This window comes from Merdimmobilis hominis (assembly GCF_900104615.1).
Lineage (GTDB): Bacteria > Bacillota > Clostridia > Oscillospirales > Ruminococcaceae > Merdimmobilis > Merdimmobilis hominis.
On sequence record NZ_LT629939.1, the window covers coordinates 2,064,283 to 2,076,645 of the forward strand.

At 58.1% G+C, this 12,363-nt stretch carries 10 protein-coding genes; 6 read left to right on the top strand and 4 right to left on the bottom strand.

What is annotated here, in order from left to right; translation table 11 throughout:
* Positions 1 to 94: 94 nt before the first annotated feature.
* Positions 95 to 2,428 (bottom strand): heavy metal translocating P-type ATPase, encoded by a 2,334-nt coding sequence (locus tag BQ5353_RS09975; RefSeq protein ID WP_233424515.1) that lies wholly within the window; start codon positions 2,426 to 2,428, stop codon positions 95 to 97.
* Between BQ5353_RS09975 and BQ5353_RS13420 the strand changes: the two genes are divergently transcribed.
* A complete protein-coding gene (locus tag BQ5353_RS13420) occupies positions 2,409 to 5,678 on the top strand; it encodes a hypothetical protein (protein ID WP_143117215.1) in 3,270 nt (1,089 codons plus the stop codon). The two genes, BQ5353_RS09975 and BQ5353_RS13420, sit on opposite strands and share 20 nt — an antisense overlap.
* On the opposite strand, the gene BQ5353_RS09985 is transcribed toward BQ5353_RS13420, so the two are convergent.
* Complete coding sequence (locus BQ5353_RS09985) at positions 5,650 to 6,051, bottom strand: ArsR/SmtB family transcription factor (protein ID WP_054331573.1); 402 nt, start codon at positions 6,049 to 6,051, stop codon at positions 5,650 to 5,652. The two genes, BQ5353_RS13420 and BQ5353_RS09985, sit on opposite strands and share 29 nt — an antisense overlap.
* A 397-nt stretch (positions 6,052 to 6,448) precedes the next feature.
* On the opposite strand from BQ5353_RS09985, the gene BQ5353_RS09990 reads away from it, so the two are divergent.
* Positions 6,449 to 7,408, top strand: coding sequence for a hypothetical protein (locus tag BQ5353_RS09990; RefSeq protein ID WP_054331574.1), 960 nt, complete (start codon positions 6,449 to 6,451; stop codon positions 7,406 to 7,408).
* Positions 7,409 to 7,529: 121 nt separating this feature from the next.
* On the opposite strand, the gene BQ5353_RS09995 is transcribed toward BQ5353_RS09990, so the two are convergent.
* On the bottom strand, positions 7,530 to 8,348 hold the full coding sequence (locus BQ5353_RS09995) for a MerR family transcriptional regulator (RefSeq protein ID WP_054331575.1): 819 nt from the start codon (positions 8,346 to 8,348) through the stop codon (positions 7,530 to 7,532).
* Positions 8,348 to 9,247 carry a DNA-3-methyladenine glycosylase family protein gene (locus tag BQ5353_RS10000; protein ID WP_071428096.1) on the bottom strand — a complete coding sequence of 300 codons (900 nt, stop codon included), beginning with the start codon at positions 9,245 to 9,247 and terminating at the stop codon, positions 8,348 to 8,350. Before BQ5353_RS10000 ends, BQ5353_RS09995 begins: the two co-directional genes overlap by 1 nt.
* A 252-nt stretch (positions 9,248 to 9,499) precedes the next feature.
* On the opposite strand from BQ5353_RS10000, the gene BQ5353_RS10005 reads away from it, so the two are divergent.
* From BQ5353_RS10005 to BQ5353_RS13080, 4 genes are all read left to right on the top strand, one after another.
* Positions 9,500 to 10,159 (top strand): DUF6062 family protein, encoded by a 660-nt coding sequence (locus BQ5353_RS10005; protein ID WP_071428098.1) that lies wholly within the window; start codon positions 9,500 to 9,502, stop codon positions 10,157 to 10,159.
* 464 nt (positions 10,160 to 10,623) lie between these two features.
* Positions 10,624 to 10,887, top strand: a complete 264-nt coding sequence (locus BQ5353_RS10010; protein WP_054331577.1) for a hypothetical protein — start codon at positions 10,624 to 10,626, stop codon at positions 10,885 to 10,887.
* A 362-nt stretch (positions 10,888 to 11,249) separates the two neighbouring features.
* Complete coding sequence (gene rlmB, locus BQ5353_RS10015) at positions 11,250 to 12,047, top strand: 23S rRNA (guanosine(2251)-2'-O)-methyltransferase RlmB (RefSeq protein ID WP_054331578.1); 798 nt, start codon at positions 11,250 to 11,252, stop codon at positions 12,045 to 12,047.
* A gap of 31 nt (positions 12,048 to 12,078) precedes the next feature.
* Positions 12,079 to 12,363: hypothetical protein (locus BQ5353_RS13080; RefSeq protein ID WP_204211304.1), on the top strand; the 285-nt coding region annotated here is incomplete at its 3' end.

A 12,363-nucleotide genomic window follows, 5' to 3' on the forward strand; every position in this document is an offset into this window, starting at 1 on the left:
CCTTTAGGGCTCCATGGAATACAACAGAAATAGGAAAAGGCCCTCCGGTATCTGCCGGAGGGCCTTTTATAAAGGAAAAAGGGGAGACAAAGGGTTATTGTTTGACGCGCATAATGCGGGTCGCGTTGAGCACTGCGCAGACACTGACACCTACGTCGGCCACAACAGCCATCCACATCTGGGCCATGCCCAGGGCACCCAAGGCTAGCACAACAGCTTTGACACTAAGGGCGAAGACGATGTTGAATTTGGCGATGGACATATTGCGGCGGCAGATCTCAATGCAGCGGGGCAGGCTGGAGGGCTTGTCGGATAAGAGGACCACATCTGCGGCCTCGATGGCGGCATCGGTGCCGAAGCCCATTGCCACGCCCACATCGGCCATGGCGAGAACTGGAGCGTCGTTGATGCCGTCGCCCACAAAGAGGGTGACACCATTCTCGTTTTTGATTTTTTCCAGATGGGAGACTTTGTCCTCGGGGAGCAGTTCGGCGTAAACCTTGTCGATGCCGACCATCTCCTGGACTTTGCCGGCGGCGTAGGCCGAGTCGCCGGTCAGCATCACGGTGTTGGAAACACCCAGTTTCTTCAGGTTCTGGATGGTCTCCTTGGCATCCTCTCGGGGGTTGTCAAACAGGGTGATATAGCCCACCAGCTTACCGGAGACCGCCAGATAGATGTTGGCTTCCGGCTGGCCGGAGATGTCCACCCCGTTGTCCTCCATGAGACGGTGGGAGCCGCAGAGGACATCCTGGCCGTTTCTCTTGAGGGAGACGCCTTTGCCGGTGATCTCGCTGTAATCGCTGACGCCGGAGAGGTCCACATTGGGGTGGTTGGCCACCACGGCCTGGGCCATGGGATGGTTGGAGTAGCTTTCGGCGATGGCAGCCAGCTCAGCGACTTCCTCTTCTGACAGGTCGGAGCAGGACACCACCGAGGTGACCGACAGCTTGCCGCTGGTAAGGGTGCCGGTTTTGTCAAAGACCACACAGTTGGCTTTGGACAGAGTTTCAATGTATTTGGAGCCTTTGACCAGTACGCCGATTTTGGAGTTGGCGCCGATGCCGGCGAAGAAGGACAGAGGGATGGAGATGACCAGGGCGCAGGGGCAGGAGGCCACTAGGAACACCAGGGAACGGCCCACCCACATGGAGAGCTCGCCCATGCCCAGCAGCGGGGGCAGGAAGGCCAGCGCCGCGGCGGCAAAGATGATAAAGGGGGTGTAGACCTTGGCAAACCGGGAGATGAAGTTCTCGGTTTTGCCCTTTTTGGCAGTGGAATCCTTAACCATCTGGATGATGCGGCTGGCGGCGGAATCGTGGAAGCTGGCGGTGGTCTTACAGGTCAGCATGCCGTCCACATTGACCATACCAGAGAGGAGGGTATCGCCTTTTTCCACGTTGCGGGTCAGGCTTTCGCCGGTGAGGGCCGAGGTGTCCATAGCGGAACCGCCCTCCAGGATGACACAGTCGACAGGCACCTTTTCGCCGGGTTTGACTACGATGGTGGAGCCGATCTTCACGCTCTTGGCAGCCACGGCAACCACCGAGCCGTCCGGCCGGACCAGGTTGGCGGTGTTGGGGCGGATCTTGGTCAGTGCTTCAATATCCCGTTTGCTGCGGGCGATGGCAGAATCCTCAATCAGGTTGCCCACCCGGAACAGGATGGTGACCATGACCGCTTCAGAGTACTCGCCGATCAAGAAGGCGGCGATGACCGCGATGGTCAACAGGGAGGTCTCATCGAATTTCAGTCGGCAGATCTTCTTGACGCCGCCCCACAGCAAGGGGAGAGCGGCGGTCAGGGTGGCCAGCACCATCAAGGGGAGCTTTGCCACTTGGGGCAGGGGCAGGAAGGTCACAGCCAAATAGATGACTGCGGCTGCCGCCACCATCCGCTCGGGGTAATCGTAATAGAGGTCCATAAAGTGGAACTCTTTTTTTGTGGTCAATGCAGGCTTTTCCGCGGTGGCTACAGCGGAGTGGGAGTGTTCATGGGTGTGCTCGTGCCCATCTTCGCAGCCACAGCTGCATTTTACATGTCCGGTGATGCTGTCGTCGTGGGAGTGATGGTGGTGATGATGGTCGTGACCGTCCTCGCATCCACAGCTGCACTTCACATGTCCGGTGATGCTGTCGTCATCCTCGTGGGGATGATGGTGGTCGTGGCCGTCTTCACAGCCGCAGGTGCAGTGGATGTGGCCGGTCAGGCTGTCATCCTCATCTTCGTGGGAGTGGTCATGGCCGCAGGAGCAGGACTCACCGTGCTTGTGCTCATGGTGGTGATGGTGGCCGTCCTCACAGCCGCAGGTGCAGTGGATGTGGCCGGTCAGGCTGTCGTCCTCATCTTCGTGGGAGTGGTCATGGCCGCAGGAGCAGGACTCACCGTGCTNAGGAGCAGGACTCGCCGTGCTCGTGCTTGTGCTCATGGTGGTGATGGTGGCCGTCCTCACAGCCGCAGGTGCAGTGGATGTGGCCGGTCAGGCTGTCGTCCTCATCTTCGTGGGAGTGGTCATGGCCGCAGGAGCAGGACTCGCCGTGCTCGTGCTTGTGCTCATGGTGGTGATGGTGGCCGTCCTCACAGCCGCAGGTGCAGTGGATGTGGCCGGTCAGGCTGTCGTCCTCATCTTCGTGGGAGTGGTCATGGCCGCAGGAGCAGGACTCGCCGTGCTCGTGCTTGTGCTCATGGTGGTGATGGTGGCCGTCCTCACAGCCGCAGGTGCAGTGGATGTGGCCGGTCAGGCTGTCGTCCTCATCTTCGTGGGAGTGGTCATGGCCGCAGGAGCAGGACTCGCCGTGCTCGTGCTTGTGCTCATGGTGGTGATGGTGGCCGTCCTCACAGCCGCAGGTGCAGTGGATGTGGCCGGTCAGGCTGTCGTCCTCATCTTCGTGGGAGTGGTCATGGCCGCAGGAGCAGGACTCGCCGTGCTCGTGCTTGTGCTCATGGTGGTGATGGTGGCCGTCCTCACAGCCGCAGGTGCAGTGGATGTGGCCGGTCAGGCTGTCGTCCTCATCTTCGTGGGAGTGGTCATGGCCGCAGGAGCAGGACTCGCCGTGCTCGTGCTTGTGCTCATGGTGGTGATGGTGGCCGTCCTCACAGCCGCAGGTGCAGTGGATGTGGCCGGTCAGGCTGTCGTCCTCATCTTCGTGGGAGTGGTCATGGCCGCAGGAGCAGGACTCGCCGTGCTCGTGCTTGTGCTCATGGTGGTGATGGTGGCCGTCCTCACAGCCGCAGGTGCAGTGGATGTGGCCGGTCAGGCTGTCGTCCTCATCTTCGTGGGAGTGGTCATGGCCGCAGGAGCAGGACTCGCCGTGCTCGTGCTTGTGCTCATGGTGGTGATGGTGGCCGTCCTCACAGCCGCAGGTGCAGTGGATGTGGCCGGTCAGGCTGTCGTCCTCATCTTCGTGGGAGTGGTCATGGCCGCAGGAGCAGGACTCGCCGTGCTCGTGCTTGTGCTCATGGTGGTGATGGTGGCCGTCCTCACAGCCGCAGGTGCAGTGGATGTGGCCGGTCAGGCTGTCGTCCTCATCTTCGTGGGAGTGGTCATGGCCGCAGGAGCAGGACTCGCCGTGCTCGTGCTTGTGCTCATGGTGGTGATGGTGGCCGTCCTCACAGCCGCAGGTGCAGTGGATGTGGCCGGTCAGGCTGTCGTCCTCATCTTCGTGGGAGTGGTCATGGCCGCAGGAGCAGGACTCGCCGTGCTCGTGCTTGTGCTCATGGTGGTGATGGTGGCCGTCCTCACAGCCGCAGGTGCAGTGGATGTGGCCGGTCAGGCTGTCGTCCTCATCTTCGTGGGAGTGGTCATGGCCGCAGGAGCAGGACTCGCCGTGCTCGTGCTTGTGCTCATGGTGGTGATGGTGGCCGTCCTCACAGCCGCAGGTGCAGTGGATGTGGCCGGTCAGGCTGTCGTCCTCATCTTCGTGGGAGTGGTCATGGCCGCAGGAGCAGGACTCGCCGTGCTCGTGCTTGTGCTCATGGTGGTGATGGTGGCCGTCCTCACAGCCGCAGGTGCAGTGGATGTGGCCGGTCAGGCTGTCGTCCTCATCTTCGTGGGAGTGGTCATGGCCGCAGGAGCAGGACTCGCCGTGCTCGTGCTTGTGCTCATGGTGGTGATGGTGGCCGTCCTCACAGCCGCAGGTGCAGTGGATGTGGCCGGTCAGGCTGTCGTCCTCATCTTCGTGGGAGTGGTCATGGCCGCAGGAGCAGGACTCGCCGTGCTCGTGCTTGTGCTCATGGTGGTGATGGTGGCCGTCCTCACAGCCGCAGGTGCAGTGGATGTGGCCGGTCAGGCTGTCGTCCTCATCTTCGTGGGAGTGGTCATGGCCGCAGGAGCAGGACTCGCCGTGCTCGTGCTTGTGCTCATGGTGGTGATGGTGGCCGTCCTCACAGCCGCAGGTGCAGTGGATGTGGCCGGTCAGGCTGTCGTCCTCATCTTCGTGGGAGTGGTCATGGCCGCAGGAGCAGGACTCGCCGTGCTCGTGCTTGTGCTCATGGTGGTGATGGTGGCCGTCCTCACAGCCGCAGGTGCAGTGGATGTGGCCGGTCAGGCTGTCGTCCTCATCTTCGTGGGAGTGGTCATGGCCGCAGGAGCAGGACTCGCCGTGCTCGTGCTTGTGCTCATGGTGGTGATGGTGGCCGTCCTCACAGCCGCAGGTGCAGTGGATGTGGCCGGTCAGGCTGTCGTCCTCATCTTCGTGGGAGTGGTCATGGCCGCAGGAGCAGGACTCGCCGTGCTCGTGCTTGTGCTCATGGTGGTGATGGTGGCCGTCCTCACAGCCGCAGGTGCAGTGGATGTGGCCGGTCAGGCTGTCGTCCTCATCTTCGTGGGAGTGGTCATGGCCGCAGGAGCAGGACTCGCCGTGCTCGTGCTTGTGCTCATGGTGGTGATGGTGGCCGTCCTCACAGCCGCAGGTGCAGTGGATGTGGCCGGTCAGGCTGTCGTCCTCATCTTCGTGGGAGTGGTCATGGCCGCAGGAGCAGGACTCGCCGTGCTCGTGCTTGTGCTCATGGTGGTGATGGTGGCCGTCCTCACAGCCGCAGGTGCAGTGGATGTGGCCGGTCAGGCTGTCGTCCTCATCTTCGTGGGAGTGGTCATGGCCGCAGGAGCAGGACTCGCCGTGCTCGTGCTTGTGCTCATGGTGGTGATGGTGGCCGTCCTCACAGCCGCAGGTGCAGTGGATGTGGCCGGTCAGGCTGTCGTCCTCATCTTCGTGGGAGTGGTCATGGCCGCAGGAGCAGGACTCGCCGTGCTCGTGCTTGTGCTCATGGTGGTGATGGTGGCCGTCCTCACAGCCGCAGGTGCAGTGGATGTGGCCGGTCAGGCTGTCGTCCTCATCTTCGTGGGAGTGGTCATGGCCGCAGGAGCAGGACTCGCCGTGCTCGTGCTTGTGCTCATGGTGGTGATGGTGGCCGTCTTCACAGCCGCAGGTGCAGTGGATGTGGCCGGTCAGGCTGTCGTCCTCATCTTCGTGGGAGTGGTCATGGCCGCAGGAGCAGGACTCGCCGTGCTCGTGCTTGTGCTCATGGTGGTGATGGTGACCGTCTTCACAGCCGCAGGTGCAGTGGATGTGGCCGGTCAACTCATTCTCTTCCTCATGGGAATGTCCACAGGAGCAGGTCGAAACGCCTTGGTTTTCTTGTTCAGATACCTTAGTGCTCATGATGATCTTCCTCTCTAATGTGTTTTAAGCCCTGGCTGATGATGGAATAAATGTGCTGGTCATCCAGAGAATAGTAGATGGATTTGCCCTCCCGCCGGTTTTTTACCAGACGGCTGGCCCGCAGCAGCCGCAGCTGGTGGCTGATGGCTGATTGGGAGATCCCCAGCAGATCCGACAGATCGCAGACGCACATCTCGCCAGGCAATAGGGCGCAGATGATGCGGATGCGGGTGGAATCCCCGAAGATTTTAAAGGTCTCCGCCAAGTCGAACAGTTCGTCGTCGCTGGGCATCTCCTGGATGGCGGCCTGAATGCTGCTTTCGTGGGGATGGTATTCCTCACAGAGGATTTCCTCGGTTTCATCAATACTTTGGTAGATGTCCTTGCTCATGGCGTACCTCCTTGTGTGTCCGCTTAATCTGAACATATGAATATATATTCATGTTTCGCTTTTATCATACTCAATGGGCTTTATTCTGTCAATGGTTTCGATAGAAAATTTTGCCGAAAATTATCGGCATTTTGAACAATGTTTTTCCGGTAGCCCAATTGGGAGGCAGTTTTTCTAGCGGGGAACCCACCTTTATGATACAATAATCGAAAAGCGATCATTGGGGAAGAAATCCACAGTCCATTGTTACAAGCGCTGCTTGTAACATGCGCAAAATTGCTTTTAGCCACACAGTGGCACGCAATTTTGAGGGACCGCCCTCCCGCGCAAAGCGGCACCGGGATTTTTCCGGTCTGTACAGATTGTGGAGGAAAGATGGAGAGAAGGAGGAATCGCCATGGAAGAAAAACTTGATAAATTATTAAAACGGCAAACCGTCCTTATCGGGGTGGTCATCCTGTTGGGTGCGGCTTTGATGTTGGCCCATACCACCATCCGCCGGCTGGATGATCGGATGACCCAAATGCAGAACACAGTGGGGCAGCTTGACAGCAGGACCCAGCGGGAGATTCAAAACGGCCTTTCCCAGATGCAGAATATCTTGGACCAGCAGGCGTCGATGCTGGCTGACGGCCGGATCGCCATCGGAAGCTTGAACACCGATGGGGAGGAGCCAACTACCACTGTGGATTTGGCAGTTGTCCCCAAACAGGTCACCCCTGGGGCAGTGGTATCGGTCCGCCTGTTGGATGATGCCTACCCGGATTGGAGCATGACCCTGCCAGCCTCACTGGCGGAGGACGGCCTCACCTACACCGCCACTGCCTCCATTCCGCTGATCGAACAGCTTCGGGTGCAGATGATTGTAGAGAAAAACGGGGTCAAGACGGTGGAGTACCTGCCTTGGTACGAACCGGTTCGGGACCGGTTCCTGATGGAAGTCAGCATCTCCCGGTCGGGCAGCAGCAGCCGCAGCGGGGCGAAAACGGAGTGGAATATGGACTTCCTTATCCATTGCTACGATAAGTTTTATGACGACCGGCCGGATCAGTATCCGGTCTCCGGCACGTTGACCTTGGTAAAAAACGGGGAGGCAGTCCAGTCTTCCCCCATCTCTTTCGAGGACATGGGGGATATTAGTTATGAGGCCGAAGCGAAGATGAAGACCGCGATCCCCGTGGCGGAAGGGGATCAGGTGGAGTTTGTAGTGGAGGTGCTGGACAACCATGGCTTCACCTACCGCCATGTTTTCCCCGAGGAACGGGACGGTGCCTGGGACATAGGGGAAGAGAGCTCCATCCTCTACAACGGCAGGGAGCTGACCGGCGATGCCCTGTTTCCCCAAAAAGCGGAATAGTCAAAGAAAAGGCGGGGCCAGGCCCTGCCTTTTTTGCACCTGTCTTTCTAAAACACCGGTTAAAATCCGGAGAGATAACAAAATGGACAGGGCGAAAGCCCTGTCCAATGGTTATATCCTGCTATTCGATGAAAAAATCCTGCCCGCGGCGGTCCAAAGGGACTTCAAGGCGGTAATCCCAGCGGGATACGCCGGTGAACACCACCGACTGCACCAAGAAGGTTGGGGAGGACTGGTATTCTTCCTGGGCGACCCGCAGAAGGTCTTTGGAAGCTTCCTCCAGCTTGTCCTTGGGACAAGAGCGGATCAGATACCGGCTGGGGGAGAGATCGCGCACCTCTGTCTCCAGCGGGGAGTAATGGCGGCAGATGGAAAACAGCCGGGATTTCTTCCCCTTAGGGGTGAACCAGGTGATTCGCCGCAGGCCTTGGTCTAGAACCATCTTGCGGGGATAGGCGGCCCGCTGGCGGATTTCCTCTTCCAGAAGGCAGAAGTTTTCCGGCGTGGGATCGCTGAGGGAATTGGAGAGGAAAATATGCCGCACTGGCGTCTCGCTCAAGCTGTAGCTGGGCTCCTCCGGGTGGCTGAACAGCTGCATTTGCAGCTCGTATTCCCGGCGCAAGGCGCGGAAGCAGTTCTTTTCCTCCTGGAGGAAGGCGATTTCCTCATCGATATTTTTCTCCGATTCCCGGAAAAAGGAGAGAAATACAGTTGGATCCTCTTGACTCAGCAGCGCGGAGATCTCTTTTAACGAGGCACCGTGGCGCTTGCAGTATTGGATGATCAACAAGGTAAGCAGCTCCCGGTTGGAATAATACCGGTATCCGGAACCGGCGGCAACACAGGCGGGCTTTAGCAATCCAATGCGATCATAATGCCGCAGTGTTTCAATGGTGGTGCGGGACTTTTGTGCCGTATCGCCAATGGAATAAAGTTGCATTACAGTTCCTTCTCCTTCCGATGGGGCTTGTGGGCCTTTTTTCCAGTGGAATCTTGGGCGAGGTGCTGGGGCAGGGCATCCGGGCAGAGGCGTACATAATGAAAGAGATATTGTTGTGCCAGGCCTGCGTAGGGTCGGGCGCAGTCCGGCAGGCCGCCGGGGAAAAGCTCCTCCATAGCCCGGCGGATCCACACGTCCACCGGGACGCAGTCGGTGCGCCCGCAGCCGTAGAGGAGGGCACAGTCCGCCACTTTGATCCCCACCCCCAATATCTGCATCAGGGACTCTTCTGCCTCTTGGAGGGGGAGGGTTTTCAGGGATTCCAAGTCCACACGGCCATCGTACACCCGGCGGGCAGCGTCGATGACATAGCGGGCCCGGAACCCACAACGCAGCGGTGCCAGATCCTCCGGCTCCAGGGCGGCGAGCCGCTGAGGTGTGGGAAAGGCATAACAGCCGCCGGCCAAAGGCTCCCCAAAGGTTTCACACAGCCGGGCCACAATTCCCTTGATCCGCTTGATGTTGTTATTCTGGCTGAGGATGAAGGTGCACAAGGCCTCCCAGCTGTCCTGGCGCAGCACCCGGATGCCGGGGGCGAAGTCAATGGCTTTTTTTAAAACGGGGTCCAGGCAAAGGGCCTCTTTGACCGCGGTGTAGTCGGTACCCAGGTCAAAGTAGGGCTCCCAATAGGCGTCGTATTCCTCGCGGGTGCAGTTGTAAAAGGTGAGCTCTTCCCCCTCCATGGCAAGATGGCAAGGCCGGTTTAAGGCGACGCCGAAAAATGAACCGTCGGGCAGTTCTTCCCATCGGAAGCATTGACCGCAGTCCAGCGTTTGGGCTAAATCCAAGTCGGTCACGCCGCAGACAACCAGGTTTCCATCCCGCTCTAAAATCTTCATTTCTATCCCTCCACGATCAACAGCCAATGTATCCCATAATAACACAGTGAGAGAAAAAAGCAAACAAAATTTTTTGTCAATTATTGACTAAATCAGAAAATTTTTATAGAATTTTTGTATTTTTGTGGACACAATATAGTCGCAAAAGGGAAAAAATAACTTTATTTTGTGACAATTTTGGGAGCTTGTTCTTGCAAGGAACTGGTCACTCCCATATACTTAGAACAACGAACAACGAAAGGAGCGCTGTGGATGAGGGAAACGCTGTACACCATCCCGGTATGGGATGGATTTGGCTCGGGGGAGGGGTGCCCCCTCTGCCGGATTTATCAAATCTTGGAGAAGCAGGCCCTGAGCGGCATTTTGGGCCCCGCCATGATGGAGCCCTCCATCCGGGAAGAGACCAATCGGTTGGGCTTCTGCCCCCGTCACATGGGGATGCTGGCCCGCCAGGAGGGAAAGCTCCCCTTTGCCCTTCTGCTTCAAACGCGGGTAGGGGAGCTGCGCCGGGAACTGAGAAGCCAGCGGATTGGCGGCCCCCGATTGGATAGACTGTTGGGGGGATGCTACCTCTGCCAGCAGCTGGAGCGGTCGATGGCAGCCATGGCGGAGAATGTAGCCCTCTGCTGGGCAGAGGATCCCCGCTTCCGGGAGGTGTTTGCCCAGTTGGACAGCCTTTGCCCAGAACATGGATGGCTGCTCCTCACGGCGGGGAAGGGCCGTCGTAGCCGGGAGTTCCACCAGGCGGCCGCCGAGGCATTGGACCGCTCGCTGGCCAAATTGGAGGGGGAGATCGGGGCGTTCTGCTCCTCCTTTGATTACCGGAATGCAGGAAAAAATGCACTGACCTTACAGGAGAAAGGGGCGGTGTCCAATGCTGTCCAAAAGCTGTCTGCCGGGAAGTCTGAATAATCCGCTGTATAAAACTATTTGTAACAAAATTTTTTCGCACAAGCCCCAGGGAGTGTTTTCCCCAAAGGTAGAAAAAACAAAAAGGTGGGCATGATCTGATCTTTCCACACTTTCCACAGAGTTTTCCACAGGCTTATCCCAAGTTTTTCACCGGTAGTTCAGGGAAGCAAATTTTTACAATTAGTATAATCCATAGGGGATTTTGCCTTTTTCCGGCAAAAAATGGGGAAATCAGGAAAATGACCCTCTTGACAAACACATCTTGTGCCAGAATTGACACGTTTTTTACAAAAAACACAAGATTTGGTATGTCTTATTCCCGGCAAGGCAAATTACCCCAACCTGGAAAAAATGTATATCGTCCCGGATGGCGTCCACACTAACAACTGCCAGGGAACACGGCCAGGTGCAGGAAAGGGAAGGATTTCCGCCGTGCTTCCCATTCAACTAGCGGAGGTGGAGCCATGTTAAGAGGCGTAAATAAAAGCATCATCGAGGTTCTTGAGACCGAGAACCAATATTTTGAAAAGGCGATTTTGTTCATCCGTCCAGGCCACAGCGATGGGGACGAGGGCGTGCTGAAAACAAAAGCCCGAGAGTATCTCTCTGGCATCAGCTACAAGCCCGCTGCAGCCCGGCTGAAGAAGCCGCTGGTGTACTCTGCGCTGAAGCTGGGTTCCGCAGCTGCCCTGGGGGCGACTGCTGCCGCCATTTTTTTAAGAATGTAGAAAACTGTTTTTCTAAGGGGAAAAATGTGGTACAATGATCGCAAAGCGATCATTGGGGAAGAAATCCCTCTCGGGCGGAGCGCCCTCCCGCCGCAAAGCGGCAATCGGAATTTTTCCGGTCTGTGCAGACTTTATGGTATAATAGCCACAGTGAAACTGTGACATTCGAAGAATTGCTTGCAGGGTGAAGCCCTTTGCGGCGAGAGCCGCTCCGCAATTCTTATGGTCTGTGCAGACTTTGTGGTACAATGGTCGCAAGGCGGCCACTGGGGAAGAATCCCCAGCCTTAGACAGAAATAACGTTGACAGAATGGGGAGCTGATCCCCTTACATACCGTTCACATCGGACGATAGGAGGAACCATGAGGGAACAACAAAAACCATTCTCCCCCAAACCGCGGGAGGAGAAAGAGTTTCAGCTGCGGGAGGACGTGGTCCTGGGCCGCAATGCGGTGACCGAACTGCTCAAAAGCGGTCGGGAAGTGGAGACGGTTTACATACAAAAAGGGGAGATGAAGGGAAGCATCCCCCGCATAGCTGCTATGGCCCGAGAGAGGGGCATACCGGTCAAAGAGGTCAACGGCCTGAAGCTGGACTCCTTGAGCGGGCCCAACAACCACCAGGGAGTGGCGGCCATTACAGCGGCTTATACCTACAGCACGGTGGAGGACATCCTAGCCCGCGCCGGGGAGGAAGCCCCCTTTATTATCATCGCCGACGAAATCGAAGACCCCCACAACCTGGGGGCCATTATGCGGACCGCCGAAGCCGCCGGGGCCCATGGGCTCATTATCCCCAAGCGGCGGGGGGTGGGGCTCACCGCCACTGTGTCCAAGACTTCGGCTGGGGCGATGGAACACCTTCCAGTGGCCCGGGTATCCAACCTGGTGTCCACCATTGAAGAGCTGAAAAAGAAGGGCATCTGGGCTTATTGCGCCGATATGGACGGCCAGCCCTGGTGCTCGGTGGACTACGCCGGCGGGGTCGCCCTGATTATCGGCTCGGAGGGACAGGGGGTCAGCCGCCTGGTCAAAGAAAGCTGTGATTTTACGGTGGCGCTGCCCATGCGGGGGGAGATCAACTCCCTCAACGCGTCGGTGGCTGCCGGCATTGTGATTTATGAGATCGCCCGCCAGCGGATGGGGCTCAAGGCAAAGTAGCCCGGCAACTACAGCAAAGGAGAGAATTGAGATGGACAAGAACCAGAGCGTTGACGATATTCTCGAAGAAATCAAGCGGAAGAAGGCGGCCCGAGCCCAGGGAGAGGAAGCCCCAGCCAAGGCGCCTCAATCCGCTCAGGAGCTGTTCAGCAGCGCCAAACGCCCCCAGCAGGAAAGGCCCGCCCCAACGGAGGCTATCCGCGGCGGGAAAGAGGAAGAACCCGCCTCCAAGCCCCGCCAGCGGGCGCCGGAGGAGCTGTTCAGCAGCGCCAAGCGTTCCCAGCAGGAGGCCCTCGCCAAAGGGGCTGCCCCGGCA

Bases quoted from the DNA above. Each gene is read 5' to 3' on its own strand.
- BQ5353_RS10005 (WP_071428098.1), top strand. From the start codon at position 9,500: ATGAGGGAAACGCTGTACACCATCCCGGTATGGGATGGATTTGGCTCG.
- rlmB (WP_054331578.1), top strand. From the start codon at position 11,250: ATGAGGGAACAACAAAAACCATTCTCCCCCAAACCGCGGGAGGAGAAA.
- BQ5353_RS09995 (WP_054331575.1), bottom strand. From the start codon at position 8,348: ATGCAACTTTATTCCATTGGCGATACGGCACAAAAGTCCCGCACCACC.
- BQ5353_RS09985 (WP_054331573.1), bottom strand. From the start codon at position 6,051: ATGAGCAAGGACATCTACCAAAGTATTGATGAAACCGAGGAAATCCTC.
- BQ5353_RS10010 (WP_054331577.1), top strand. From the start codon at position 10,624: ATGTTAAGAGGCGTAAATAAAAGCATCATCGAGGTTCTTGAGACCGAG.
- BQ5353_RS09990 (WP_054331574.1), top strand. From the start codon at position 6,449: ATGGAAGAAAAACTTGATAAATTATTAAAACGGCAAACCGTCCTTATC.
- BQ5353_RS10000 (WP_071428096.1), bottom strand. From the start codon at position 9,247: ATGAAGATTTTAGAGCGGGATGGAAACCTGGTTGTCTGCGGCGTGACC.